The organism is Paraburkholderia sp. GW821-FHT02A12 (assembly GCF_059422005.1).
In genome coordinates this window covers 158206-183215 of record NZ_JBWKWA010000001.1, presented here as the reverse complement: position 1 = coordinate 183215, position 25010 = coordinate 158206, and the positions used below count along the sequence as shown (strand labels likewise).

Genomic DNA, 25010 nt, shown 5'->3' with positions numbered 1-25010 from the left:
ATGATTCAGCCCATCACCCAGGCGGTGACCCAAGCGAAGCACACGGGCAGCGGCGCTTCGGCAGCCGGCACGCATCGAACCGAAAAAGCCGGCGAGAAAGCCGGCGATGCAGCCGGCGCTCCTATCCTGGCTCGCAACGTCGTGCATTTTGTGCGCGTGCTGCGCGGCGCGGGCTTGCCGATGTCGCCCGCGCAAGCCGCCGATGCGCTCGCCGCGTTGCACTGGATCGGCCTCGGCCGGCGCGACGATGTGCGCGCCGCCCTCGCCGCGTTATTGGTCTCCGCGCCGGATCAGCGCGACCTGTTCAACGCCGCCTTCGAGTTGTTCTGGCGCGACCCGGACTGGGAAGGCAAGCTGCGTGCGCTGCTGTTGCCGAAAGTCCGCGACGGCTTGCCGCCGCCCAGGCGCAACAACCGTCTCGCCGACGCGCTCGCGGTACGCGCGCCGCCGTCGCCGCACGGCAAGCCGCCGCCGGAAACCGAGCAGCATGAACTCCACGCGCACGTCACCTTCAGCGCGGAAGAGCGGCTGCGTCATCGCGATTTCGACACCCTTTCCGCCGACGAATGGCGCACGCTGCGCCATCTGATCCGCAGCCAGCGCCTGCCGCTCGCCACCGAGCCGACGCGCCGTCTGAAGGCCGCCTCGCGCGGCACGCATGCGGACTTGCGCGCGAGCGCCCGGCACGCGGTGCGCGCGGGCGGCGACTGGACGGTGTGGAAGTATCGCGCGGTGGTCGAACGCAAACCGCCGCTGGTGCTGCTGCTCGACATCTCCGGCTCGATGAGCAATTATTCGCGCGCGGTGCTGTACTTTTGCCACGCGCTTTTGCAATCGCGCGAGCGCTTGCAGGTGTTCCTGTTCGGCACGCGGCTCACCAATGCGACGCGGGCGCTGCGCGAGCGCGATCCCGACGTCGCGATCGCCGCGCTCACCGATCAGGTGGTCGACTGGTCGGGCGGCACACGGATCGGCGCCGCGCTCGCCGAATTCAACCGACGCTGGGCTCGCCGCGTGCTGAGCGGCCGGGCCACCGTTCTGCTCGTGACCGACGGCCTCGATCACGAAGCGATCGACGTGCTCGACACCGAAATGGCGCGCCTGCGCCGCTTCGCGCATCGCATTATCTGGCTCAATCCGCTGCTGCGTTTTAGCGGCTTTTCACCGAAGGCGCGCGGCGTGCAGGCGATCCTGCCGTATGTCGATGCGCATCGTCCGGCTCATAATCTAGACAGTCTGGCGGCGTTCGGCCGCGACCTCGCGCAACTCACGCGCGCGCCTCGTCTCGCCGTATCCGCCACGACAATCGCAGGAGCAATGCCATGGAACTGACCGAAACCTATACGCTGCCGATTTCGCAGCAGCGCGCATGGGAGGCGCTGAACGACACCGGGATCCTGCACGCGTCGATTCCCGGTTGCGAGAGCATCGAGGCGGATGGCGAAAATGCGTACACGGTGGTGATGAGCGCGTCGGTGGGTCCAGTGAAGGCGCGCTTCAAAGGGCGTATGCTGCTGACCGATATCGACGCGCCGAACGCGTACACCGTCGTCTTCGAAGGCCAGGGCGGCGCGGCGGGTTTCGGCAAGGGCAATGCGCGCGTCACGCTCGAACCTGAAGGCGAAGCCGCGACGAAGCTGATGTACACGGCGAGCGCCCAGGTCGGCGGCAAGCTGGCGCAGATCGGGTCGCGGCTCGTCGACGGCGCCGCGCGTAAGATCGCCGGCGAGTTTTTCAAGCGCTTCAGCGCGCAGGTAGGCGGCGAACGTGACGGCGCGACTGCCTCGATTGCCGCGGATGACGGGCAAAGTGCGGCGGCGGAAACGGCGCCGCAGAATACGGAATCGACTGAGGCGGCGGACTCTGGGTCCGGCGGCAAGGAAACGAAAAGGAAGAGATCATGGACAGCGTGGATCTCGAGGTCCTGAAGTCCAGCGCGCGCTGGCTCGAAGAAGGGCATCGCGCGCTACTGGTGACGGTGGTGAAGACGTGGGGCTCGTCGCCGCGTCCCGAAGGCGCGATGCTGGCGGTGCGCGACGATGGTCTGGTGGTCGGGTCGGTATCGGGCGGCTGCATTGAAGACGACCTGATCGACCGCGTGCGGCAAAGGGGTATCGAGCAGACACATCCGGAGGCGGTCAAGTACGGCATCTCCGCGGAAGAAGCTCATCGCTTTGGCTTGCCTTGCGGCGGGACGATCCAGCTGGTGCTGGAGCCGCTGACGCCGCAAAGCGGCATTGCGGCGCTATGCCGCGCGGTGGAGGACGGCCGGCTGGTGGCGCGCGAAGTCGACATGGCGACGGGCGCTGTCCGGCTCGATGCGGCGCAGGCGACTGACGGCGTGCATTTCGACGGCGAGCGCCTGCTGACGATTCACGGCCCGCGCTACCGGATGCTGGTGATCGGCGCGGGACAGTTGTCGCGTTATCTGTGCCATATCGCGGTGGGGCTCGATTATCAGGTGACCGTGTGCGATCCGCGCGAGGAGTACACCGAGGAGTGGGATATTCCCGGCACGAAGATTGTCCGCACGATGCCGGACGATACGGTGATCGAGATGAAGCTCGATGAGCGGTGCGCAGTGATTGCGCTAACGCATGACCCGAAGCTGGATGATCTCGCTTTGATGGAAGCGTTGAAGACGCCGGCGTTTTATGTTGGTGCGCTGGGCTCGCGGCGCAATAATGCGGCGCGGCGCGAGCGGCTGAAGGAGTTCGATCTGAACGAGGCTGAATTGGCCCGGCTGCATGGGCCGGTTGGGATTTATATCGGTAGCCGCACGCCGCCGGAGATCGCTGTTTCTATTCTCGCCGAGGTGACGGCGGCTAAAAACGGGGTTTCTTTGCCGACCTTGCTTCAGGTAGAAGGCGCTAAGGCCGCGCGGGAGATTGCCGCTTCCGGAGGTGCGGCTTGTAGCGTTTGATGTTGCCCTTGGCGGCGGCATTTTTCTGTTCGCCCACGGCGCAGAGAAAAATGCCGCGCAGGCAAAAACCCAATCACATTAATCCGCAAACAACAGCGGCCGCCACAGAACCGCCAATCAAAACCACCCCAATCAAGCGACGCTTATTGAGTTCCGTCCACAACAAAACGCCGGTCAACGAAAGCAAAATCATTCCACCAGCGATCGTATCGATCAGCAAAACCCACCCGACGCTCAATCCGACACCGCGATGCAGATTATTCATCGTGGTAAGAAACGAGTTCTGCGTGCGTTTCACCGCGACAAACCCATTCCCAACCCAATACTCGGCCTGCACACTCTCAGCAGGCCCATTAATCCCGACTTGCCAGAATTCCGGCTGCATCGTACTGCGATCGCCCCAGGCGACAGGATGCGCGGGCTCGCGCTTCACTCTCCCCGGCTTGCCGTCAAATTTCAACTCGCCTTTGAGCCACTTCGCCATCTCCATTGGCGAGGTCAACTTCTTCTGCGGCAATGGAATCTGCATCTCCTCAACCTGAGGTTCCCCCGACGACACCTTCAACGGGCCGCCCCGGTGGTTCAGCAAAAACCCCGTCGCGCCGAACATCAAGCCAAGCACCGCGCCCCACAACCCAACCCAGCCATGCACCTTGCGCAGCCACTTGATGAAGTTCGCCCGCCGTGAACGCTGGCGCCGCGCGGCCTGCTCGGCATCGTCCATCAGGTGACGGCCGCGCTCCGGCGCATGCGCGGCGTAATGCGTGCTGCCAGCAGCCGCAGCAGGTTTCAGATCGGTCGATTCAGGCGCGTTCAAATCAAGGCTCCAGGCGCAGCGGTTTAAACCATCGCCGGTGCGCAACGGCCAAGCGCACGCTCACACCAGCGGTCATTGAAGTGTCGAAGGAAAGGGCCGGACAACCCGGCTTACGGTCCAGGCCGCCCGGCTGAGAGGCTGGCTGGCAGTCACAGAGGAGGAGAAATGTGACAGAAGCTGGCGATACCTTTCAATTGAGAATGGATATCATTACACAATTGACGCGTTTCCTCAATCGCAACGCGTTACATCAATGCAGCAGACGCTCAAACCGGCCAGAGCGGCCCTTCCTGCATCGCGCCAAGCTGCTCGCGCAGTTCGAGGATGCGGTCTTCCCAATAGCGTTGCGTGTTGAACCACGGAAACGCCGCCGGAAACGCCGGATCGTCCCAGCGGCGCGCAAGCCACGCCTGATAGTGAATCAGCCGCAGCGTGCGCAGCGCCTCGACCAGATACAGTTCGCGCGGCTCGAAGTCGCAGAAGTCTTCGTAGCCGGCGAGCAGATCCGTCAGCGCACGCGATGCTTCCGCGCGCTCGCCCGGCAGCAGCAGCCACAAATCCTGTATCGCCGGCCCCATCCGGCTATCGTCGAAGTCGACGAAATGCGGGCCTGCGTCGGTCCACAGCACATTGCTCGGATGACAATCGCCGTGCATTCGCAGCATGCGAATCTCGCCGGCCCGCTCGAAGGCGCGCTCGACGCCTTCGAGCGCGAGGTTCACCACGGTTTCCCACGCGGTGCGCACATCGTCCGGGACAAAGCGCTGCGCGAGCAGGAAGTCGCGCGGCTCGTAGCCGAACGTGTGGATGTCGAGCGTCGGGCGCTCGGTGTAGTTTTGCGTCTGCCCAACCGCATGGATGCGGCCGATAAAGCGGCCCAGCCATTCGAGTGTGTCGCGCCGGTCCAGATCCGGCGCGCGGCCGCCGCGGCGCTCGAAGATCGAGAAGCGAAAACCGTCGAACGCATGCAGCGTACGGCCTTCGAAGACGCGTGCGGGCACCGCCGGAATCTCACGCGCGGCGAGATCGGCGACAAAGTTGTGTTCTTCGAGAATGGCTTCGTCGCTCCAGCGCTCGGGACGATAGAACTTCGCGACCACCGGCGGGCCGTCTTCGACGCCCACCTGATACACGCGGTTCTCGTAACTGTTGAGCGGCAGCATGCGCCCGTCGGTGCGCACGCCGACCGTGCTGAGCACGCTGTCGAGCGCGTCGAGCACAATTTCCGGCTTGAGCCGGGCGAAAGGAACGGCGCTGTCGGCGCCGTCCTGTGAGTCGAGAATATCGTTCATGCCCGCATTGTGCGCCGCGCCGCCGTCAAAGACGAGGGCGGCGGCCCAGCTTGCGGGTTACAGCCACCTGCAGCCACCACGAATCATGCTCAAACTGCCTTCAATGCATCTGCGCGCTCGACGGGCGCACAAGCTCGCCCGTATCGATCAGGTCTTCAAGGAAAAAGGGTTCAGTGTTCAGTTGCGGCGAAGCGCCGGGCTCGCCGGCATACCACGCCACCATGGCCATGTCGCCGAGAATGCGCATGACGATCCCGCGCGCGCCTTGCGGCACGGCGATATGCACCGATCGGACAATGGAACCGATTTGCATGATGTTTCCCCGTTTCTCCCATAGCCGGCTTTATGGATTCCCTGCCGGTCAAGGTGATGATAAAAGCGCCGCTTCGCCTGTAACGTTGCGTACGCACCCAATCTGCTTCGCGTGATGCGCGTGAGAGGTTCGTGTCATTGTTCCCGTTTTGCGGGGCCATGGAAAGCGCGAACAAAAGGCAGTTCACCCGTCGGTTCGCCCTGTTCCGTTACGGCGCGCCAAGCCGTTGATCCGGGCACAACGCGTCGTAACGGGACCATCATAAACCCTGAGGCGGCGGGGTACCAAAATCGCGCACTCGCCTCGCCAACGCGTTTAGCGCAGCATGTACCGGCATCGTGGCGGCGATTCGATTGCGCGAATGTGAACGCGTCGTGGCATGACCGGCGATCTGCCGCGCATTGAAGAGGCTTGAAAAGTAAGGCCAGCGTAAGCAAACGCTTCACAGATCGAGGCCTGTTTGCTGCGTCGCAAGAATCGCTGAGCGCCTTGCCGGACTGGCTTCAGCGGTCTGCGAATAGGCGTTGCAGCGGCGCAAAGCGCCGTTATGCCGAGCTAACGGTCGCCTATACTCGAACCGGGCGTTGGCAGCGCATGACTCCAGAAATAGAGCCGCTGTCGCCGCTGATACCACATAAGGAGACGGGTATGACGACCTACTTCACGATCGGCGATTTCATCCTGGTCATTCCGATGGCGCTGGCTGGCGCTTTGTTTGTCGGTGCGCTCCCCTGCAAGACGGAATTGCGGCACAACGCGCTACGCGTGCTTGGCGCGCTCATCGGCGTGGTGTTCGCGGTCGTGCTGGTCGAAGGGTTGCCTGCGCTGGTGTAGCGGGGTCCAGCGAAGACGCTCTGATTGTCTCTGATTGCCATCGCAGATGGTTCGGTGGACTGAACGCCGTGGCTGCGGTCGCTGCGTTGAAGTTGCGCGCCGTTGGCGCGGCTATGAAGAAAGCCGCCGCAGTTCAGCACGGCGGCTTTTCCATGTCCATTCCCGCGATGAGAAAGCCGTCAGGCTCAGATCGCCTGATCGGTCGACGGCTTTTCCCACAGGTTGATGCCGCCTTCGGTCGCATAGCGGTCGATTTCCGCCAGTTCGTCTTTCGAGAACGCGAGGTTTTTCAGCGCACCGACGTTTTCGCGCACCTGCTCGGCACGGCTCGCGCCAATCAGCACCGACGTGACGCGCTGATCGCGCAACGCCCAGGCCAGCGCCATTTGCGCGAGACTTTGTCCGCGACGCTGTGCGATGTCATTGAGCTTGCGCACGTGTTCGATGTTCTGCGGGCTCAGGTGCTCCTGCTTCAGCGAACCGCCACCCGGCTTGTTGACACGCGCGTCTTCCGGCACGCCGTTGAGATATTTGCTGGTGAGCAAGCCCTGCGCGAGCGGCGTGAACGCAATGCTGCCCGCGCCGACCTGGTCGAGCGTATCCAGCAGTTCCCGCTCGATCCAGCGGTTGAGCATGTTGTACGCCGGCTGATGGATCAGCAGCGGCACCTTGTATTCGGCGAGCAGCTTCGCCATTTCGAGCGTCTTGGTTGCCGAGTACGACGAAATACCGATGTACAGCGCCTTGCCCTGCTGGACGGCGCTTGCCAATGCGCCCGCGGTTTCTTCGAGCGGCGTGTCGGCGTCGAAACGATGCGAATAGAAGATGTCGACGTAGTCGAGACCCATGCGTTGCAGGCTCTGATCGAGGCTCGCGAGAATGTACTTACGCGAGCCGCCGCCCTGACCGTACGGCCCCGGCCACATATCCCAACCGGCCTTCGACGAGATCAGCAGTTCGTCGCGATACGGTTTGAAATCGTCTCTGAAGAGCCGGCCGAAATTCGTTTCGGCGCTGCCATACGGGGGGCCGTAGTTGTTGGCGAGGTCGAAGTGCGTGATGCCCAGATCGAAGGCGGTGCGCAGAATGTCGCGCTGCGTGGAGATCGGCGTCGTGTCGCCGAAGTTGTGCCACAGGCCCAACGACAGCGCCGGCAGTTTAAGACCCGACTTGCCGCAAACGCGGTATTGCATGTCTGAATAGCGTGCTGAAGCTGCTTCGTAAGCCATTGCTGGAGTCCTTGATGGTGAGCCGCCCGACAGGTGCAGGCGCGGGGAGATCGCGTGCCGCGAGGCGACGCTTTGATCCGATGTTCGAGTGAAGCAGTTTTGTTATGGTAGCCAATCGGCGCTTTACATGCAGAAGCCCAGTATGCAGGATGGACGGTTGCTCGTTGGTCCCCTACACTTGCCCGATCGGATTTATCGGAGGGATCATGACGAAGGCGATTTCAATCGCGTTGATTGTCGGCGGGATTGTGTTGTTGTATTTCGGCGGCCAGGCGTTCAATTCTGTTAGCAGCGATGTTTCGCGCGTATTGACTGGGTCTCCGACCAATAAGGCGATCATGCTGATTGTGGGTGGCGCTATCGCCACTGTTGCCGGATTGACCGGGGTGGCTGTTTCGGGACGGAGGAAGTAAGGTCCTTTTGCCAGCGCGGCGCTGTATGTCTGTGCGCCCACGGCGTTGCCTTTTTCCTTGTTTTCTTATTGTGTTCTCGAGGCAACGCCGTAGGCGCACAAACAAATGCCGCCGCCAAAGGCAAGAAACCTAAAAAGCAATTTCGGGTTTGGCAGCCGACCTCGACCCCGGCAACGGGACATTACTCACCCCGTGATAGGTGAACACCAGCGAAAACTTAACCCGATCGCTAAGATTCTTCCCGGCCGAATGCAGTGTATTGCAATGAAAAAACACCACGTCCCCGGCCTTGAGTTCTGGCGAAACAGCGGTCCGAATCAGCGCCTGATTCTCCTCCAGATCGGAGCGAAAAAACTTGGCTTCATCAAACCGGTCAGAAGTGAAAGCAGCACTATGTGACTTCGGCACAAACCACAACGCGCCGTTATCGATAGTTTCGTCTCCGACAGCGAGCCACACGGAAACCAGATCGTCACGCTCGAACGACCAATACCTCACGTCGCGATGCCAGCCCGTCAAACTGCCATAGGCGGGGTGCTTGGTCATCATGCAGTTGTGATGCGCCCGCGATAACCGCGGCTCCTCACCGAAATACAACTCCATCCAGCCGCGAATTTCCGGCGCCGTCGCCCAGCGCGCAAAACTCGGATGACGCCCATACGCATCGAGCAACCGCCGCACCGTATGCCCGCCCGGCGCATATTTCGACTCCGGCGCACCCGGATAGCGCAGATCCGCTTCGAACTCGATCGGCGCCGCCGCTTCCTGCAATTGCCGCTCCGCAATCTGCTTCAGTTCGCCGCAACGCTCGGGCGACACCAGTCCCGGCACAACGACAAAGCCCTGCTCCCGCAACGTTTGAATCTGTTCTTTTTTCGAGTGAACTGACATGGGTGTTCCGTTACTTTCGACTGGCTGATGCTGGATTGTAAAACGGGCGCGATCGGGCTGCGCGCAGTTTCGCCCACCACCAAGCCGCAGCCTGACGCACGACTTCCATGCGCGACAGAATTGCACCGCACTTTGTAAGGGCAAGCGCGCACGATAGACGGGCGCAAAGGGCGCGACCCCACAGGCATGCAGGCTATTCCAAGCCCGTAAAAACCCGTATTCGCAGGGTAAAAACGGACTTTCTGACGTCACGAATCGCGTGTAGCCTGCATGCATGTCGATCGCTACTCCCGCACTTCGGCGGCGTGCACAGGCCGCCATGGCCGATTCCGCCGTTCTCCGTGCCCTTTCCAGTCGATTCCCAGGCTTACGCGCCGTCCATCGCGACACCGTCGTTGGCACATTTGGTGCTCCTTCTGATGCACCTTCCGTCGCGCGACACGTTGCCCACTTGTGAAGCCATGCATACTCTCCTGAGCACCCGCCTTACCCGCGCCGCGTTGAAAGCGGCGCGCCCCGCGCGCCGCCATGTGGTACGCGCGCTGCGTCACCACTCCGCCCGCACTCGCGCACTCGGTGAACAATGGCGCGACGCCAAAGCGGTCGACGGCATTCGCACCTGGTTCCACACCTTCTTTTCCGCGCTGCGCATACAAAGCGGCTCGCGCCGCTTTTCGCTGCGCACGCTGCTGCGCAAACCGACGCCAATGCGTGCGTTGACTGCCACACGCCTTGCACCGGTCGCCACGCTTCAGAGCACGAGCCGCCGGCCGCGCCGGATGTCGACGAGCGGCAGCACGGGCTGGTTTGCGTTCGCGTTCGCTAGCCGCTAAGCCAACCGCCAGCCGCGCCGTCAGCCCGCAGCTTGTTTGCGGCGAGCACATGGCGCGGCCCGCAAGCCGGCTCGCTGTGCGGCGTCAGGACCGTCCGCCCGACGGCAAGCCAGAGTATGCAAAGCCAATAAAAAAACCCCGCCTGGCTGGCGCCGGCGGGGTTTTCCGTTAGAGCGAAGCGCGGCGAACCGCGGCGAACTGCGCGCGCTTATTCTGCGAGCGCGGCGACCGGTTCCGTGCCGGCGGCTTCGGCGAGCGCCAGAGCCTTGTCCGTGGCTTCCCACGTGAATTCCGGCTCTTCGCGGCCGAAATGGCCGTAGGCCGCGCTCTTCTCGTAGATCGGGCGCAGCAGGTCGAGCATCTGGATAATGCCCTTCGGACGCAGATCGAAATGCTCCTGCACGAGCTTCGTGATCGTCGCGTCCGACACGCGGCCCGTGCCGAACGTATTGACCATCACCGAAGTCGGCTGCGCCACGCCGATCGCGTACGACACCTGAATCAGGCAGCGCGACGCCAAACCAGCGGCAACGATGTTCTTCGCCACATAACGGCCGGCATACGCCGCCGAACGGTCGACCTTCGACGGATCCTTGCCCGAGAACGCGCCGCCGCCGTGGGGCGCCGCGCCGCCGTACGTATCGACGATGATCTTGCGGCCGGTCAAACCGCAATCGCCTTGCGGACCGCCGATCACGAACCGGCCGGTCGGGTTCACCAGGAACTTGATGTCGCCTTTGATGAGCTCGGCAGGCAACGTCGGCTTGATGACTTCTTCGATCACGGCTTCGCGCAGCGTAGCCAGATCGATGTCTGGTGAATGTTGCGTGGACAGCACGACGGTGTCGATCGAATACGGCTTGCCGTCGACATAACGCACGGTGACTTGCGACTTCGCATCCGGACGCAGCCAGGGCAGACGGCCGTCGCGGCGCAGATTAGCCTGACGCTCGACCAGACGGTGCGACAGGTGAATCGGCAGCGGCATCAGTTCCGGCGTCTCTTCGCACGCGTAGCCGAACATCAGGCCCTGGTCGCCGGCGCCTTGATCGAGGTTGTTGTCGTGCGCGCGGTCCACGCCCTGGGCGATGTCCGGCGATTGTTTGTCGTACGCGACGAGCACCGCGCAACCGCGGTAGTCGATGCCGTAATCGGTGTTGTCGTAGCCGATGCGCTTGATCGTGTTGCGCGCGACCTGGATGTAATCGACGTTCGCGGTGGTGGTGATTTCACCGGCCAGCACGACCAGACCCGTGTTGCACAACGTTTCGGCTGCAACACGCGAATATTTGTCCTGCGTCAGGATTGCGTCGAGGATTGCGTCCGAAATCTGATCCGCGACTTTGTCGGGATGGCCTTCGGAGACGGATTCGGAAGTAAAGAGATAGTCGTTTGCCACGTTGCAGACTCCTGTTTTGTGGTTACGGTTGAGTTTCACGTAGCCAGCTTCGGGAGCCTTGAAGCGGCGACGCTTTAGCGGATTACATGACTGTCAGACGCGCCCCACATGGATCGCGCGCCTGGCAGCTTCGCCCCGCAAGTTGTCTATTAACTCGGCGAAGCCCTTATTATAGCGACTTCCGTTGATTGCCACAGAGTGTTCACCCGTGCCGTATTTCAACCCGTTTCCAGGTTTCTTGAGCAAAGCGTCGCTCGACGCCCCACACGGAGGGGCGGCATGCTGAGTCGTATTGGTGCCCACCTAGCCATTGGGCTGCTGAAATTTTTAGCGCTGCTGCCGTACGGCCTCGTTGCAAGAATGGGCGACGGGCTTGGCTGGCTGCTCTATCAGATCCCCAGCAACCGTAAGCGCATCGTTCACATCAATCTGACCTTGTGTTTCCCGGAATGGAGCGAGGAGCACCGCGCAGAGATCGCGCAAAAACACTTCCGCCATGCAATCCGCAGTTATGTGGAGCGCAGTGTGCAGTGGTTCGGCTCTGCGAAGAAGCTCGAAAAGCTCGTACAGGTGGATAGCGAGATCGACCTGCTGGATCCCGACATGCCGCCCACCTTGTTGCTTGGCGCGCATTTCGTCGGTATCGAGGCAGGCTCCGTGTTCATTAATCACGCACTGCGCCGGCAGTGCGGCGCGCTCTATCAGCCGATGTCCAACAAGGTGCTCGACGACGTAGCGATAGCCGCGCGCGGCCGCTTCGGCGCGGATATGGCAAGCCGCGCTGACAGCGCGCGCATCGTGCTTCGCTGGCTACGCGATCACAAGCCCGTCATGCTCGGCGCCGACATGGACTACGGCATGCGCAACTCGACGTTCGTGCCGTTCTTTGGCGTACAGGCATGCACGCTGACGGCCGTCGGACGGCTCGCCAAGGTCGGACAAGCGCAAGTGGTGCCATTCATCGGCGAAGTGCTGCCGAACTACAAAGGCTACCGGTTGAAGGTATTCAAGCCGTGGGACAACTACCCCTCCGGCGACGACGATATCGATGCGCGTCGCATGAACGCCTTCCTCGAAGAACAGATTCCCCACATCCCCGAGCAGTATTACTGGGTTCACAAGCGCTTCAAGACCCGGCCGCCGGGTCAGCCGAGCGTGTACTGAACACATCGCGTCGAAAAAGCGCCGAAACGCTGAAATAGCGCGGCGTTCGGCTCACCTGCCGGCGCGTCACTTACAATAGCGTGATGAAACTGAAATTCACCAAAATGCACGGCGCGGGCAATGACTTCGTCGTGCTCGACGGCTACACCCAACCGGTCAACCTGAGGCCGGAACAGGTGCGCGCGCTCGCGGACCGGCATTTCGGCGTCGGCGCCGACCAGTTGCTGCTGGTCGAAAAGCCCACGCTCGAAGGCGCCGACTTCCGCTATCGCATCTTCAATTGCGACGGCGGCGAGGTCGAGCATTGCGGCAATGGCGCGCGCTGCTTCGTCAAGTTCGTGCGCGATACCGGCTTGACCGACAAGCGCAGCGTGCGCGTGCAGGTTCAGAACGGCACCATCACGCTGACCATGCAGGAGAACGGCGAGGTGCTGGTCGACATGGGCACGCCGGTGTTCGACTCGGAGCGTGTGCCGTTCGCCACCAAGGGTCTCGAAGGCCGAGGCGAAGGCGCCGATACGCTTTGGCCGCTCGAGGTGAACGGCGCGACACGCTGGATCTCGGCAGTGTCGATGGGCAATCCGCACGCAGTGCAGGTGGTGGACGACGTCGAAGATTTCCCGGTGCTGACCGACGGCCCGGTGATCGAGCGGCATGCACGTTTCCCGCAGCGAGTGAACGCGGGCTTCATGCAAATTGTCGGCCGTAGCGAAATCAAACTGCGCGTCTACGAGCGCGGCGCAGGCGAAACGCTGGCGTGCGGCACGGGCGCTTGCGCGGCGGTGGCCGCCGGCATCCGCCGCGGGCTGCTCGATGCGCCGGTCCTCGTGCACACGCACGGCGGCAAGCTGACGATTTCGTGGGACAGCACGCAGGAAGGCGCGCCGCTCCTGATGGCCGGCCCTGCGGCAACCGTTTTCGAAGGCGAAATCGAACTGGCCGATTAACCGGCTAACCAGCCCACGGCCCACTCAACCCATTGACCGATGCGTCGCCCGAAGGCGTCGTCCCGTAGTCCTTTAGCCGAAACCATGAACGATCGCGAAGTCGCCGAATATCTGCTCGCCAATCCCGAATTCTTCGCCGAACACGCGGAAATGATCGCGACCATCCGGCTTGCGAACCCGCACGGCAAAGCCGCGGTGTCGCTGCAGGAGCGGCAAATGGAAATGCTGCGCGACAAGAACAAACTGCTCGAACGGCGTCTCGCCGAGCTGCTGCGCTATGGCCACGAGAACGACAGCATCGCGTCGAAATTCAATCGCTGGACCATCCGCGTGATGGCCGAGCGCGATCCGTATGCGCTGCCGCGCACGATCGCCAACGGCTTGCGCGAGATTTTCGATGTGCCTCAAGCCACGCTGCGTGTGTGGGACATTGCCGAACCGTACACTCAGGCCGACTTCGCGCGCCACGTCGGCGAGGAAGTGCGAATCTTCGCGAACAGTCTCACCACGCCGTATTGCGGCGCGAACACCGGCTTCGAAGCGGCACATTGGCTGGCGCCGGCAGTGTCGGCGGTCGCGGACGACGCATCGCCGGCGGCCGATAACGCAAGCGGATCCGTACACGTCACCGAGTCGATCGCGCTGCTCGCGCTGCGCGACCCCGAAGGCAAGGAAGAAGCGCCCACCTTCGGCCTGCTGGTGATGGGCTCAGCCGATCCGCGCCGCTTCCATGACGGCATGGCCACCGATTTCCTGACGCAGATCGCCGCCTTGGCAAGCGCGGCGCTGAGCCGTCTGCTGCCGCGCTGATCGCGCGCCGATTCCAGGCCGATTCCACGCCGATCCGCCCAAACGCCGCCCATCGTGACCGAAGCCGACCCGATCGCCGCCTATCTGTCGAATCTCGAACACGAGCGGCGGCTATCGGCACATACGCTGCGCGGCTACACCCACGAACTCGCGGAACTGAAGCTGCTGGCGAGAGGCCGGCCGCTCGAAAGCCTCACCGCCGTGGATATTCGCGGCGCCGTTTCCCGCGCGCACGCGGGTGGGCTGACGGCGCGCTCGATCAGCCATCGGCTCTCGGTGTGGCGCGCGTTTTATCGCTGGTTCGCGGGCCGCGTCGACTTGCCGGCCAACCCGGTCGCCACAGTACGCGCGCCGAAACAGGCCAGGACATTGCCCAAAGCGCTTTCCGTCGACGACGCAACGCGTCTGATGGAAAGCCCGCCCGCCGCCACGCTCGAGGGTTTGCGCGATCACGCGATGCTGGAGCTGTTCTACTCGTCGGGCCTGCGCCTGTCCGAACTGGTCGGCCTCGACGCCCGTTTCGCCGATGCCGACGGCTACCGCTCCGCGGGCTGGCTCAAGCTCGATTCCGCAGAAGTCGAAGTGCTCGGCAAAGGCAACCGGCGCCGCATCGTGCCGGTCGGCAGCAAGGCGCTCGAGGCGTTGAGCGCATGGCTCGAGGTGCGCGACCAGATGGTGAAGCACGATCCGCATCCGCTGTTCCTGTCGGCACGCGGCAATCGTCTGTCGCCGAACGTGGTGCGTGACCGGGTGAAGCGCGCGGCGCTGGTCGCCGGCATTCCCGCCAACGTGCATCCGCACGTGTTGCGGCATTCGTTCGCCACGCATGTGCTGCAATCGAGCGGCGACCTGCGTGCGGTGCAGGAACTGCTCGGCCACGCCAGCATCACCGCCACTCAGGCCTACACCGCGCTCGATTTCCAGCACCTCGCGCACGTCTACGATCAGGCGCATCCGCGCGCCAAAAAACGCGGCTGATTCCGCTTTTAGCGGTTGCGGTCTTCACCTTCGCTTCACCGCCGTGTGCACCACGCACGCGGCCCTTTGCTCTGCTGACACCCTGATGAATACCGTTACGCTCAAACCGTCGAAAGAAAAGTCGCTGCTGCGCCGCCATCCGTGGGTTTATGCCAATGCGATCGATCGCGTCGACGGCAATCCCGCGGCCGGCGCCACCGTGCTGGTGCGCGCGCACGACGGGCGTTTCCTCGCGCGCGCCGCCTACAGCCCGCATTCGCAGATCCGCGCCCGCGTGTGGAGCTTCGACGAAACCGAGCCGATCGATCACGCGTTCTTCAAGCGCCGCGTGCAACGCGCGCTCGCACATCGTCAGACGATGGTGCACGACACCGGCGCCGTGCGGCTGATTTTCGGCGAAGCCGACGGCCTGCCCGGCCTGATCGTCGACCACTACGTCGCCGAAGACGAAGGCCAGCGCAGCCAGCTCGTCTGCCAGTTCATGGCGGCAGGCGTCGAGGCGTGGAAGGAAGCGATCGTCGCGGCGCTGACCGGCGCGACGGGCTGCCCGAACGTCTACGAACGCTCGGACGTGTCGATCCGCCAGAAGGAAGGGCTCGAACAGATCACCGGCGTGCTGGCGGGCGAAGCGCCGTCGGAAAAGCTGATTTCGAGCGAAAACGGCGTGCGTTATCACGTCGACGTGCGCAACGGCCACAAGACCGGCTTCTACGTCGATCAGCGCGACAATCGCCTGCTGGTGCAGCAGCTCGCGCAGGATCGCGACGTGCTGAACTGCTTCTGCTACACCGGCGGCTTCTCGCTGGCAGCGCTCAAGGGCGGCGCCAAACGCGTGGTGTCGATCGATTCGTCGGGCGAGGCTTTGGCGCTCGCGCAGCAGAACGTCGCGGCCAACGGTTTCGATGCCGAGCGCGCCACGTGGCTCGACGCCGACGCGTTCAAGACCTTGCGCCGTCTTTACGACGACGGCGAACGCTTCGACCTGATCGTGCTCGATCCGCCGAAATTCGCGCCGTCGCGTGAACATGTGGACCGTGCATCGCGCGCCTACAAGGACATCAACCTGACCGGCCTGAAGCTGCTGCGCCCGCGCGGCCTGCTGTTCACCTATTCGTGCTCCGGCGCGATCGACTCCGAACTGTTCCAGAAGATCGTCTCGAGCGCCGCCGCCGACGCGCGCGTGGATGCGCGGATTCTCAAGCGGCTCGGCGCGGGGGTCGACCATCCGTTGCTCACCGCATTCCCGGAAGGCGAATACCTGAAAGGCCTATTGTTGCAAATCGCCTGATCGCCCATAGTTTCAGAGTTATTTCCCGCGCTGGCGGCGTGGGCAAACGCGGGTTCGAACCTCACCGCCAGCGCCGGCTTAACAGATATGTTTCAATAGCCGGCTAGACCGGGCCGCGCGCCACGAGGCCGCCGCCCGGTGTACGCACCCGCTTGAGCCCCCGATTACGCACCCGATACGCACCCGATTACGCACAGATTCACGTACATACAGGCGACCCATATGATTCCCGTCACTATCCTGACCGGCTTTCTCGGCAGCGGCAAAACCACCCTGCTCAAGCGCATCCTGAATGAAAAGCACGGCATGAAGATCGCCGTGATCGAAAACGAGTTCGGCGAAGAAAACATCGACAACGAAATCCTCGTGCATGACACGAGCGAGCAGATCATCCAGATGAGCAACGGCTGCATCTGCTGCACGATCCGCGGCGACCTCGCGCGCGTGCTGGGCGATCTGGCGGAGCAGAAACAGTCCGGCAAGCTGGATTTCGACCGCGTCGTGATCGAAACCACCGGTCTCGCGAATCCGGGCCCGGTCGCGCAGACGTTCTTCATGGATAACCAGATCGCCGACGAATTCCTGCTCGACGCGATCATCACGCTGGTCGACGCGAAGCACGCGAATCAGCAGTTGGACGAGCACGAAGTGGTGCAGCGCCAGGTCGGTTTCGCCGACCGCCTGTTCGTCACGAAGGCCGATCTGGTCGACGAACAGCACGTGGCCGATCTGCGCCATCGCCTCCTGCACATGAATCCGAAGGCGGCGATCAAGGTCGTCAATTTCGGCGAGGCGGACATCAAGGAAATCTTCGACCTGCGCGGCTTCAACCTGAATTCGAAGCTCGAGATCGATCCGGACTTCCTCGCCGAAGACGAACACGCGCACAGCCATGCTCACGCGCATGACGAGCATGGCCATACCCACGACGATCACGAAAACTGCAATCACGACCACGGCCATTGCGATCACGAAGGCCACGATCACGCGAATCATCGCCACGCCCACCACGACGACAAGATCAAATCGTTCGTCTACCGCAGCGACCGCGCGTTCGACCCGAACAAGCTCGAAGACTTCCTCGGCGGCATTCTGCAGATCTATGGCGAGCGTCTGTTGCGCTACAAGGGCGTGCTGTACATGAAGGGCGTCGATCGCAAGGTCGTCTTCCAGGGCGTGCATCAGATGATGGGCAGCGATCTGGCCGCGAAATGGCAGCCGATCGAGAAAAAGACCAACAAGATGGTGTTCATCGGCATCGAACTGCCGCAAGACCTGATCACCGACGGTCTGAACGCCTGTCTGGCGTAAGGCGCGAGCGGCGGCGGCACGTGCCGTGCCGCTCCGTTCAGCCGCGGGGGCTTTCGACGACATGGGCGCCACGTCAATCGTCTGCCGAATGCGCTGGACACGGCCGAAAGGCTGCTGAAAAGTCCTGCGTATGAAAAGCGCGTGAAAACCCTGCTGTATTAAAGCGTGCACGACCATCGCTTTTTGGTCGTCCGCGCGTTATATTTTCGGGATATCAGCGCGCTGCAGCGGGATTTCCACCAGTTGCGGTGCAGGATTGTGATTCAGTTACAATACGTGCCCACTGGAGAATGACAACGAATTGCCCGGTCAGCGCGTATCCCGCGCCGGGCCCGAAATGGCGCCGGAAAATCTTGTCCGGAAACACGCCGACAATGCCGGCTGGCACAGCCTGAACGGGTGCGCTGCCGGTAAGCACTGCCTCAGGAGCACTTGAGAATCGGTTTCCAGAGGAGTTCGGCCCCGCATTGGCGAGCGGCGCCCAGCGCGTAGGCGCTCGGCGTATCGACGCCCGGCGCTTCGGTGTCACGACAGTCCACCGTCCGTGTTCGCCCTGCGCTCATTGAGCGTCTTCGAAGCGCCTCTGCGGGCAACACGAAAGTGCGGGCACTATGTAAGAGTTTTGCCTCACATTGAAGAAGCAAGCCAGATGACGACGAAACGACTCTTGACCGAAGCCGAAATCCTGAAGATGAGCGACAAGGATTACATGAATGAGGATCAGCTCGCTTTCTTCAAGAACAAGCTCGAACAGCTGCAGGCGGAGATTCTCCGCAATGCCGGCCAGACGACCGAGAACCTGCGCGAAACGGTAATCGTGCCGGACCCGGCCGATCGCGCAACGATCGAGGAAGAGCATGCGCTGGAACTGCGCACGCGCGACCGCGAGCGCAAGCTGCTGAAGAAGGTGCAGCAATCGCTCGCGCGCATCGATTCGGGCGACTACGGCTGGTGCGAAGAAACCGGCGAACCGATCGGCATCCCGCGTCTGCTCGCACGGCCCACGGCCACCCTGTCGCTCGAAGCGCAGGAACGCCGCGAACTGCGCCAGAAGCTGTTCGGCGATTGAACGCCTGCGGCGCGGCCTCGGCTCCGCGCCCTGTTCCGCTGCTTCGTCGAGAGGCGCACGGTGAGCTGTGCGCCTTTTTCTTTTGCGCGACGCTTTGTAGCGTTCGCTGGAAACACGGCGCCAATCCTTTGCCGAGCGGTGGTTCCACGCCGTGCCGGCGCTGCCTCCGTCTCTTCCCCCTCTGCCGTGCGCCGTCCTGGTCGCGTGTTTTTTGTCTTATGCCGTTTGCCGGCTCTTGATATGACCGCGCACGCCCTAAAATAAATCGGACATGCGTTGTACGAGCGCGCGCCGGCCGGTTGGGTTTTCCGCGTCGCGCGCCGTCCGCTTTCCGGATTCATGCGGTAGCGTTGCGCTGCCGCGTCCTACCCGTTTTGCAAAGAGGAACGCATATGGAGCAATTTCACGGCACGACGATCGTCTCCGTGCGCCGCGGCGACAAGGTCGCGCTCGGCGGCGACGGCCAGGTGACGCTGGGCAACATTGTCATGAAGGGTGGCGCGAAAAAAGTCCGGCGCATCTATAACGGCAAGGTGATGGTCGGCTTCGCCGGCGGCACGGCCGACGCCTTCTCGCTGCTCGACCGCTTCGAAGCGAAGCTGGAAAAACATCAGGGCAATCTGACGCGCGCGGCCGTCGAACTCGCGAAAGACTGGCGCACCGACCGCATGCTGCGCCGACTCGAAGCCATGCTGATCGCCGCCGACGCCGCCACCACCCTCGTCATCACCGGTAACGGCGACGTGCTCGACCCGGAAGGCGGCATCTGCGCAATCGGTTCGGGTGGCGCTTATGCGCAAGCCGCCGCGAAGGCGCTCATGGACAACACCGAGTTGTCGCCGCGCGAAATCGTGGAAAAGTCGCTGGAGATTGCCGGCGACATGTGCATCTATACGAACCATAACCGCGTCATCGAGACGATCGAGTAAGGACCCACGATGAGCACCATGACCCCTGCCGAGATCGTCTCGGAACTCGACAAGCACATCATCGGCCAAGGCCGCGCGAAGAAAGCAGTGGCGGTGGCATTGCGCAACCGCTGGCGCCGTCAGCAAGTCGAGGAACCGCTGCGTCAGGAAATCACGCCGAAGAACATTCTGATGATCGGACCGACCGGCGTCGGCAAAACCGAAATCGCGCGACGTCTGGCGAAACTGGCCGACGCGCCGTTCATCAAGATCGAGGCCACCAAGTTCACCGAAGTCGGCTATGTAGGCCGCGACGTCGACAGCATCGTGCGCGATCTGATGGAGATTTCGATCAAGCAGACGCGCGAAACGGAAATGCGCAAGGTGCGAAGCAAGGCTGAAGATCAGGCCGAAGACCGCATTCTCGACATTCTGCTGCCCACCGCGCGCCCGGTCGGTTTCGGCGCGAGCTCGAGCGTCGCGGACACCGTGGATGAAAGCAGCCCCACGCGTCAGACCTTCCGCAAGCGCCTGCGCGAAGGCTTGCTCGACGACAAGGAAATCGAACTCGACGTCGAACAGCCGCAAGTCGGCATGGACATCATGGGGCCGCCGGGCATGGAAGACATGACCGAGCAGATCCGCTCGATGTTCGCCAACATCGGCGGTGGCAAGAAAACGCGCCGCAAGATGAAGGTGAAGGAAGCGCTGAAAGTCCTCACCGACGAAGAAGCCGGCAAGATGCTCAACGACGAAGAGGTGAAAACCAGGGCGGTGCAGAACGCCGAGCAGAACGGCATCGTGTTTCTGGATGAGATCGACAAGATCGCGTCGCGTAACGAAGCGGGCGGCGGCGAGGTGTCGCGCCAGGGCGTGCAGCGCGATCTGTTGCCGCTCGTCGAAGGCACCACGATCAGCACCAAGTACGGCATGGTGAAGACCGATCACATCCTGTTCATCGCAAGCGGCGCGTTTCATCTGGCGAAGCCGAGCGATCTGATTCCGGAGCTGCAAGGCCGTTTCCCGATTCGGGTCGAACTGGATTCGTTGTCGGTCGGTGATTTCGAATCGATCCTGGTCGCCACCGATGCAAGCCTCGTCAAGCAATACCAGGCGCTGCTCGAAACCGAAGACGTGCATCTCGAATTCGCCGACGACAGCATCCGCCGTCTCGCGGAGATCGCATTTTCGGTGAACGAGAAAACCGAGAATATCGGCGCACGCCGCTTGTACACGGTGATCGAAAAGCTGCTCGAAGAAGTCTCATTCTCGGCCGGCAATCATTCGGGCACGACAGTCAAGATCGACGCGGCATATGTCGATCGCGCGCTGAATGAAGTTGCGGAGGACGAAGACCTCTCGCGCTACGTGCTGTGATGTCGCTTATGTCGCATTAAAACCTGCGCCTCATCGCATCTTGTGTGAGGCGTAAAAAAACGGGCTGCCTTGCGAAAGGCAGCCCGTTTTGCTTGCTGGCTTGCTGACGAACGACCCAGCGCTTACTGCTTGACCGGCCGCTTGGCCAACTTGCGCTGCAACGTTCGACGATGCATGTTCAACGCGCGCGCGGTCGCCGAAATGTTGCCGCCGTGCTCAGCGAGCACGCGTTGAATATGCTCCCACTCGAGACGCGCGACCGACAACGGCGTGGGATGCTCGATCGCCTCTTCAGCTTGCAATGCGCTCGCTTCGCTTTGCAGCGCTGACAAAATCGTTTCGACGTTGGCGGGTTTCGCCAGATAGTTATCCGCGCCGTCCTTCACCGCTTGCACCGCAGTGGCGATGCTCGCATAGCCGGTCAGCACCAGCATCCGCGCGTCCGGCTGCAAGTCGCGCAACGGCGCGACGAGCGTGAGGCCCGAGTCGTTGCCGAGGTGCAGGTCCACCGTAATCTGGCCGAACTTCTGCTGGTTCGCGAGCTTGATCGCCTCGTCCGCGTTGTGTGCTTCGGCCACCGTGTAGCCGCGCCGCGTCAGACCGCGGGCGAGGATGCCGGAGAACACCTCGTCGTCGTCGATCACCAGAAAATTCATATCGCTCATGCCTGTTTCTCCGTGTTGGATGGCGCGGCGCCGCGACGGCCCGTGCCGGATAATTTGCGTGCCGCGAGCGGCAGCCGCAGCACTGCGCGCGTACCACGCGGCTTGATCTCACTGACGTCGGTCAGTTCGATCGAACCGCCCAGACGCGCTGCCGCAGAAAACGCCAGGTAAAGACCCACGCCGTGTCCGCCCTGCGTACTGTCGACCGGCATCACGCCGAGCGAACCGCGCAGCGTCGGCGGAATGCCGGGGCCCGCGTCGCATACTTCGAATTCGATCAGGTCGCCCTGCTTCGCAAGCCAGCATGCCAGCGTCACGTGATCGCGGCTCGCACGCGCTGCGTTGTCCAGCAAAATCGTGAGAATCTGACTGACGGCAACCGTGTCGTCAAGGCTGACCTCCGCAGGCGGCACGCCGAGCCGTTCGAATTTCACATGCGGATGGCGCAAGCGCCATTGTTCACCGAACGACTCGAGCCACTCGGCGACCCGTTGCCGAGTGCTCGACGTCGATGCGCGGCTGCGCAGCCGCGCGAGCGCCGAGGTACACAACGCCATTTGCTGTTCGAGCAGTTCGAGATCGGCGGCATAGGGCGCGAGGCCCTGATCCGTGCGCGCGGCGTCGCGCAATTCTTCGGACAGCATCGCAATGGTAGACAGCGGCGTGCCGATTTCGTGCGCGACGGTGGCGGCCTGCACGCCGAGCGCGACGGCGCGCTCGTCGTGCAGCAAGCGCTGCTGGGCGTCGCCGAGCGCTGCGTCACGTAGCCGCAGCGCTCGCGACATACGCGCCACGAACCATGCAATCAAGCCGACGCTGACCATGAAGTTCACCCACATGCCCGCGCGATAGTAATCGAACAGGTTGGCGGGGTTATCGAGATTGAGCGGGACCGAATCGAAACCAAGCACTGCATAGCAGGCCACCGCGAACGCCGCGAGCCACGCCATCAGCTGCCAGGGCAACACGGCCGCGGCAATCGCGAGAGACGGCAGATACAGCGACACAAACGGATTGGTCGTGCCGCCGGACAGAAACAGCAACGCCGACAACGCGCCCAGATCGACCCAGATCTGGCCGAACAATTCGAGGTTGGACTCGGGCCGTTGCTGCGAGACGCGCCACCAGGTGAGTCCGTTGAAGATTACTTCGAGCGAGATCACGAGCAACATCGCGGGCAACGGCAGGTGCACGCCGATGAAGGTCTGCACGAACGCGATCGTCACCAGTTGGCCGATGATGGCGAGGCTGCGCAGCCAGAACAGATGACCGAGATTGACCCGGCCGGTGTTGGTTATTCGATGCATGACGTCAGTTTACCTGTTCGGACTTGTCTGACTCACCGCGAGACGCCGCGCCGGTAATATGGAATTCTTGCGATAGCACCGCACGCGCCATCGCCAACCATCGGCTCTCCTGCTGTCCGAACACACTCATGCCGTCTACATCCTCCGATTCCGAGCGGGACATCTCGTCAGCTTTCCTGAATTTTCTGCGCCATGCTGTCGCAGATCAACGAAACGGCACCGCGCAAGCACAGGCCAGCTGGCTCGACGCTGCCGCGCAACTGCATCCACTCGACGACGCATCGCTCGAATCGATGACCACGGCTTTGCTCGGGCGCCACCGTCACGACGACGCCATCGCGCTAGCCGCCATTATTGCCCAACTCGATCCCAACCGCGCTGTTACGCACTTTCGCCTTGGCTACGTGCTGCAAATGGCAAGCCGGCATGGCGAAGCAATTGCACCGTATCGTCGCTCACTCGCAATCGATCCGAAGCTGCCAACATTGCGCAACAATCTCGCCGGCGCGCTGGCGCTCACCGGCGGCGACGTGAACGAACAACTCGCACTACTGGGAAGCGCAGTGCAAGACGAGCCTGACGAAGGCGACGCATGGACCAATCTTACGCAGGCAAGCCGCGTCAGTATGAATCTGCCGCGCGCGCTCGAAGCCGGCGCACGAGCCGTGCAATGCGCGCCGCACAGCCCGCTGGCGCACAACAACTATGCGCTGGCGCTGCGTGAAGCGCAACGCTGGGACGACGCGGAGCGGGCCGGAAGAACCGCCTGCGCACTTGCGCCCAACAACGCGACGATGCGCTCCAATCTCAGCATGTTGCAACTGATGCGCGGTGACTACGCGTACGGCTGGCCAGCGCACGAAGCGCGCTGGGAAGGTTCTTTGGAACTGGGCGGCAACCGTCCGAAGATGCCGGCGCCGACCTGGCAAGGCGAGCCGCTCGCCGGCAAAACGCTGTTAGTGTGGGGCGAGCAGGGCGTGGGCGACGTGTTGCAGTTCAGCCGCTATATCCCGCTGCTGGCCGCGCGCGTTCATCGCGAAGGCGGCCGTCTGATCTGGAATTCGTTTCCGCAGATGGGCGCGCTGCTGGTACGCAGCCTCGGCGAGCATGTGGACGGCTACACGGCGGGCGGCGGCGTCGAATTCCTGCCGCCGTTCGACTGCGAGATTCCGCTACTCAGCCTGCCATTCATATTCGACACGCGGGAAGAGACGATCCCCGCTGCAATGCCGTATTTGCGCGCCGACGCTGCCGCCGGCAAGTCATGGCGCACGCGCCTTGCCGGCGAAACCAGGCCCACGGTGGGACTGGCATGGACCGGCAGCGCCGGCCACCAGCGCAACCCGTTTCGGCGGGTGGGTTGGGAACGCTATGCGGCGTATTTCGGCGGCATGAAAGACGTCGCCTTTTATTCGCTGCAACCGGGCGCGGCGGCGGACGTTGCGGCGGCACAAGCAGCCGGCTTGCCGATGACCGACTTCACCGCCGAGTTCACCAACTTCGACGACACCGCCGCGTTTGTCAGCGCGCTCGACCTCGTCATCACGGTTTGTACGTCCGTGGCGCATCTGAGCGGCGCCCTCGGGCAGCGCACCTGGGTGCTGCTCGACGTCAATCCACACTGGGTCTGGCTGCTCGATCGCCGCGACAGCCCATGGTATCCGAGCGCGACGCTATGCCGGCAGCCACAGTTCGGCCAATGGGACCCGGCGCTCGAAGCCGTCGCGCGCGATCTGAGCGCGCTCGCGACCAGTCTGCGCGCGGCGTAAATCGCCATAGCGCACCGGTTTCAAGCCGGGTCCGCGCCAGACCCGGCTTGCGCGACTCGTGCGATCTCTGCCGCGAGACATTCAGGGCACAAGCAGCGGCCACTTGGATCCAGCCTGTCGGCCGGCAATGCCGGCAAGGCGCGGCACCAGCAGTCGAACGGCTGTTCGTGCATAGCGCAATCGAACGCGTTGCCGCAGCGCGGGCAACGCGCGCTGCTTTGGTGACGGGAGGCAGACGGTTTCATGACGGGCCGGATGGTCTCGCTGAGGCATCGGTCAGGAAATGATGCCACGACTGGCGAGGCTTCGTCAGTCGTCCGTTCGGCCTATTCACGGGTGGGTTCGGATCGCTGTACGCTTCACCTTCGCCAGCCTGCCAGAGCCGCCGATTGCGCAGTGCGCAAAGCACGCGCCGCCCGCCGCCAGCAGCGCTATCGAAAACCCTGTTGCAGCGCGCCAGTCCTGTACAATTC

25 protein-coding genes are annotated in these 25010 nt (G+C 62.8%); 16 read left to right on the top strand and 9 right to left on the bottom strand.

The features are described from left to right. Genes AC07WT_RS00835 through AC07WT_RS00825 form a run of 3 tightly spaced genes read left to right on the top strand, consistent with a single transcriptional unit; the run spans nt 1 to nt 2923 of the window. Nucleotides 1-1332 carry a vWA domain-containing protein gene (locus AC07WT_RS00835; protein ID WP_494945710.1) on the top strand — a complete coding sequence of 444 codons (1332 nt, stop codon included), beginning with the start codon at nt 1-3 and terminating at the stop codon, nt 1330-1332. After that, nucleotides 1323-1928, top strand: a complete 606-nt coding sequence (locus AC07WT_RS00830) for an SRPBCC family protein (protein ID WP_494945709.1) — start codon at nt 1323-1325, stop codon at nt 1926-1928. The genes AC07WT_RS00835 and AC07WT_RS00830 overlap by 10 nt, the downstream gene beginning before the upstream one ends. Continuing rightward, nucleotides 1901-2923, top strand: a complete 1023-nt coding sequence (locus AC07WT_RS00825) for an XdhC family protein (protein WP_494945708.1) — start codon at nt 1901-1903, stop codon at nt 2921-2923. The genes AC07WT_RS00830 and AC07WT_RS00825 overlap by 28 nt, the downstream gene beginning before the upstream one ends. A gap of 73 nt (nt 2924-2996) precedes the next feature. On the opposite strand, the gene AC07WT_RS00820 is transcribed toward AC07WT_RS00825, so the two are convergent. The 3 genes from AC07WT_RS00820 to AC07WT_RS00810 all read right to left on the bottom strand — a co-directional run bounded on the left by AC07WT_RS00820 (nt 2997) and on the right by AC07WT_RS00810 (nt 5345). Then, nucleotides 2997-3740, bottom strand: a complete 744-nt coding sequence (locus tag AC07WT_RS00820; protein WP_494945707.1) for a PepSY-associated TM helix domain-containing protein — start codon at nt 3738-3740, stop codon at nt 2997-2999. 266 nt (nt 3741-4006) lie between these two features. Beyond that, nucleotides 4007-5032, bottom strand: a complete 1026-nt coding sequence (locus AC07WT_RS00815) for a serine/threonine protein kinase (protein ID WP_492595331.1) — start codon at nt 5030-5032, stop codon at nt 4007-4009. Between the two features lie 100 nt (nt 5033-5132). Further along, entirely contained in the window at nt 5133-5345 is a 213-nt protein-coding gene (locus tag AC07WT_RS00810; RefSeq protein WP_006050502.1) for a hypothetical protein, read from the bottom strand. 648 nt (nt 5346-5993) lie between these two features. Here AC07WT_RS00810 and AC07WT_RS00805 point away from each other — a divergent pair. After that, a complete protein-coding gene (locus AC07WT_RS00805; protein ID WP_120297341.1) occupies nt 5994-6179 on the top strand; it encodes a hypothetical protein in 186 nt (61 codons plus the stop codon). 185 nt (nt 6180-6364) lie between these two features. On the opposite strand, the gene mgrA is transcribed toward AC07WT_RS00805, so the two are convergent. Next, the gene (gene mgrA, locus AC07WT_RS00800; protein WP_492595330.1) at nt 6365-7408 is read right to left on the bottom strand and encodes an L-glyceraldehyde 3-phosphate reductase; all 1044 of its coding nucleotides are present in this window, start codon (nt 7406-7408) and stop codon (nt 6365-6367) included. A 206-nt stretch (nt 7409-7614) separates the two neighbouring features. Here mgrA and AC07WT_RS00795 point away from each other — a divergent pair, with 206 nt between their 5' ends. Further along, nucleotides 7615-7821 (top strand): DUF3185 family protein, encoded by a 207-nt coding sequence (locus AC07WT_RS00795; protein ID WP_492595329.1) that lies wholly within the window; start codon nt 7615-7617, stop codon nt 7819-7821. 129 nt (nt 7822-7950) lie between these two features. Here the strand turns inward: AC07WT_RS00795 and AC07WT_RS00790 are convergent, their stop codons facing one another. Then, nucleotides 7951-8712, bottom strand: a complete 762-nt coding sequence (locus AC07WT_RS00790; protein WP_492595366.1) for a phytanoyl-CoA dioxygenase family protein — start codon at nt 8710-8712, stop codon at nt 7951-7953. Between the two features lie 461 nt (nt 8713-9173). Here AC07WT_RS00790 and AC07WT_RS00785 point away from each other — a divergent pair, with 461 nt between their 5' ends. Next, nucleotides 9174-9545, top strand: a complete 372-nt coding sequence (locus tag AC07WT_RS00785) for a hypothetical protein (RefSeq protein WP_492595328.1) — start codon at nt 9174-9176, stop codon at nt 9543-9545. A 208-nt stretch (nt 9546-9753) separates the two neighbouring features. Here AC07WT_RS00785 and metK read toward each other — a convergent pair whose 3' ends face one another. Continuing rightward, a complete protein-coding gene (metK, locus tag AC07WT_RS00780) occupies nt 9754-10944 on the bottom strand; it encodes a methionine adenosyltransferase (RefSeq protein WP_494945706.1) in 1191 nt (396 codons plus the stop codon). Nucleotides 10945-11223: 279 nt separating this feature from the next. On the opposite strand from metK, the gene AC07WT_RS00775 reads away from it, so the two are divergent. From AC07WT_RS00775 to hslU, 9 genes are all read left to right on the top strand, one after another. Then, nucleotides 11224-12108, top strand: coding sequence for a lipid A biosynthesis lauroyl acyltransferase (locus AC07WT_RS00775; protein ID WP_494945705.1), 885 nt, complete (start codon nt 11224-11226; stop codon nt 12106-12108). Between the two features lie 83 nt (nt 12109-12191). Continuing rightward, nucleotides 12192-13055 (top strand): diaminopimelate epimerase, encoded by an 864-nt coding sequence (dapF, locus tag AC07WT_RS00770; RefSeq protein WP_494945704.1) that lies wholly within the window; start codon nt 12192-12194, stop codon nt 13053-13055. Between the two features lie 84 nt (nt 13056-13139). Then, nucleotides 13140-13865, top strand: coding sequence for a DUF484 family protein (locus AC07WT_RS00765; protein WP_494945703.1), 726 nt, complete (start codon nt 13140-13142; stop codon nt 13863-13865). Nucleotides 13866-13919: 54 nt separating this feature from the next. After that, on the top strand, nt 13920-14843 hold the full coding sequence (xerC, locus tag AC07WT_RS00760; RefSeq protein ID WP_494945702.1) for a tyrosine recombinase XerC: 924 nt from the start codon (nt 13920-13922) through the stop codon (nt 14841-14843). A gap of 85 nt (nt 14844-14928) precedes the next feature. Beyond that, nucleotides 14929-16131: a class I SAM-dependent rRNA methyltransferase gene (locus AC07WT_RS00755; RefSeq protein WP_494945701.1), complete on the top strand. Its 1203-nt coding sequence runs from the start codon at nt 14929-14931 to the stop codon at nt 16129-16131. 222 nt (nt 16132-16353) lie between these two features. Beyond that, complete coding sequence (locus AC07WT_RS00750; protein WP_494945700.1) at nt 16354-17442, top strand: CobW family GTP-binding protein; 1089 nt, start codon at nt 16354-16356, stop codon at nt 17440-17442. A 649-nt stretch (nt 17443-18091) separates the two neighbouring features. Beyond that, nucleotides 18092-18511, top strand: a complete 420-nt coding sequence (dksA, locus tag AC07WT_RS00745; RefSeq protein WP_006050516.1) for an RNA polymerase-binding protein DksA — start codon at nt 18092-18094, stop codon at nt 18509-18511. Nucleotides 18512-18903: 392 nt separating this feature from the next. After that, nucleotides 18904-19440 carry an ATP-dependent protease subunit HslV gene (hslV, locus tag AC07WT_RS00740; RefSeq protein ID WP_492595321.1) on the top strand — a complete coding sequence of 179 codons (537 nt, stop codon included), beginning with the start codon at nt 18904-18906 and terminating at the stop codon, nt 19438-19440. Nucleotides 19441-19449: 9 nt separating this feature from the next. Beyond that, a complete protein-coding gene (gene hslU / locus AC07WT_RS00735) occupies nt 19450-20796 on the top strand; it encodes an ATP-dependent protease ATPase subunit HslU (protein ID WP_492595320.1) in 1347 nt (448 codons plus the stop codon). 122 nt (nt 20797-20918) lie between these two features. Here hslU and AC07WT_RS00730 read toward each other — a convergent pair whose 3' ends face one another. Both AC07WT_RS00730 and AC07WT_RS00725 read right to left on the bottom strand, forming a co-directional pair. After that, nucleotides 20919-21461 (bottom strand): response regulator transcription factor, encoded by a 543-nt coding sequence (locus AC07WT_RS00730; RefSeq protein WP_492595319.1) that lies wholly within the window; start codon nt 21459-21461, stop codon nt 20919-20921. Further along, on the bottom strand, nt 21458-22768 hold the full coding sequence (locus tag AC07WT_RS00725; protein ID WP_494945699.1) for an ATP-binding protein: 1311 nt from the start codon (nt 22766-22768) through the stop codon (nt 21458-21460). Before AC07WT_RS00725 ends, AC07WT_RS00730 begins: the two co-directional genes overlap by 4 nt. Before the next feature lie 128 nt (nt 22769-22896). Between AC07WT_RS00725 and AC07WT_RS00720 the strand changes: the two genes are divergently transcribed. Then, nucleotides 22897-24537 (top strand): tetratricopeptide repeat protein, encoded by a 1641-nt coding sequence (locus AC07WT_RS00720; RefSeq protein ID WP_494945698.1) that lies wholly within the window; start codon nt 22897-22899, stop codon nt 24535-24537. 20 nt (nt 24538-24557) lie between these two features. Here AC07WT_RS00720 and AC07WT_RS00715 read toward each other — a convergent pair whose 3' ends face one another. Continuing rightward, a complete protein-coding gene (locus AC07WT_RS00715; protein ID WP_492590641.1) occupies nt 24558-24782 on the bottom strand; it encodes a cysteine-rich CWC family protein in 225 nt (74 codons plus the stop codon). Between the last annotated feature and the right edge of the window lie 228 nt (nt 24783-25010).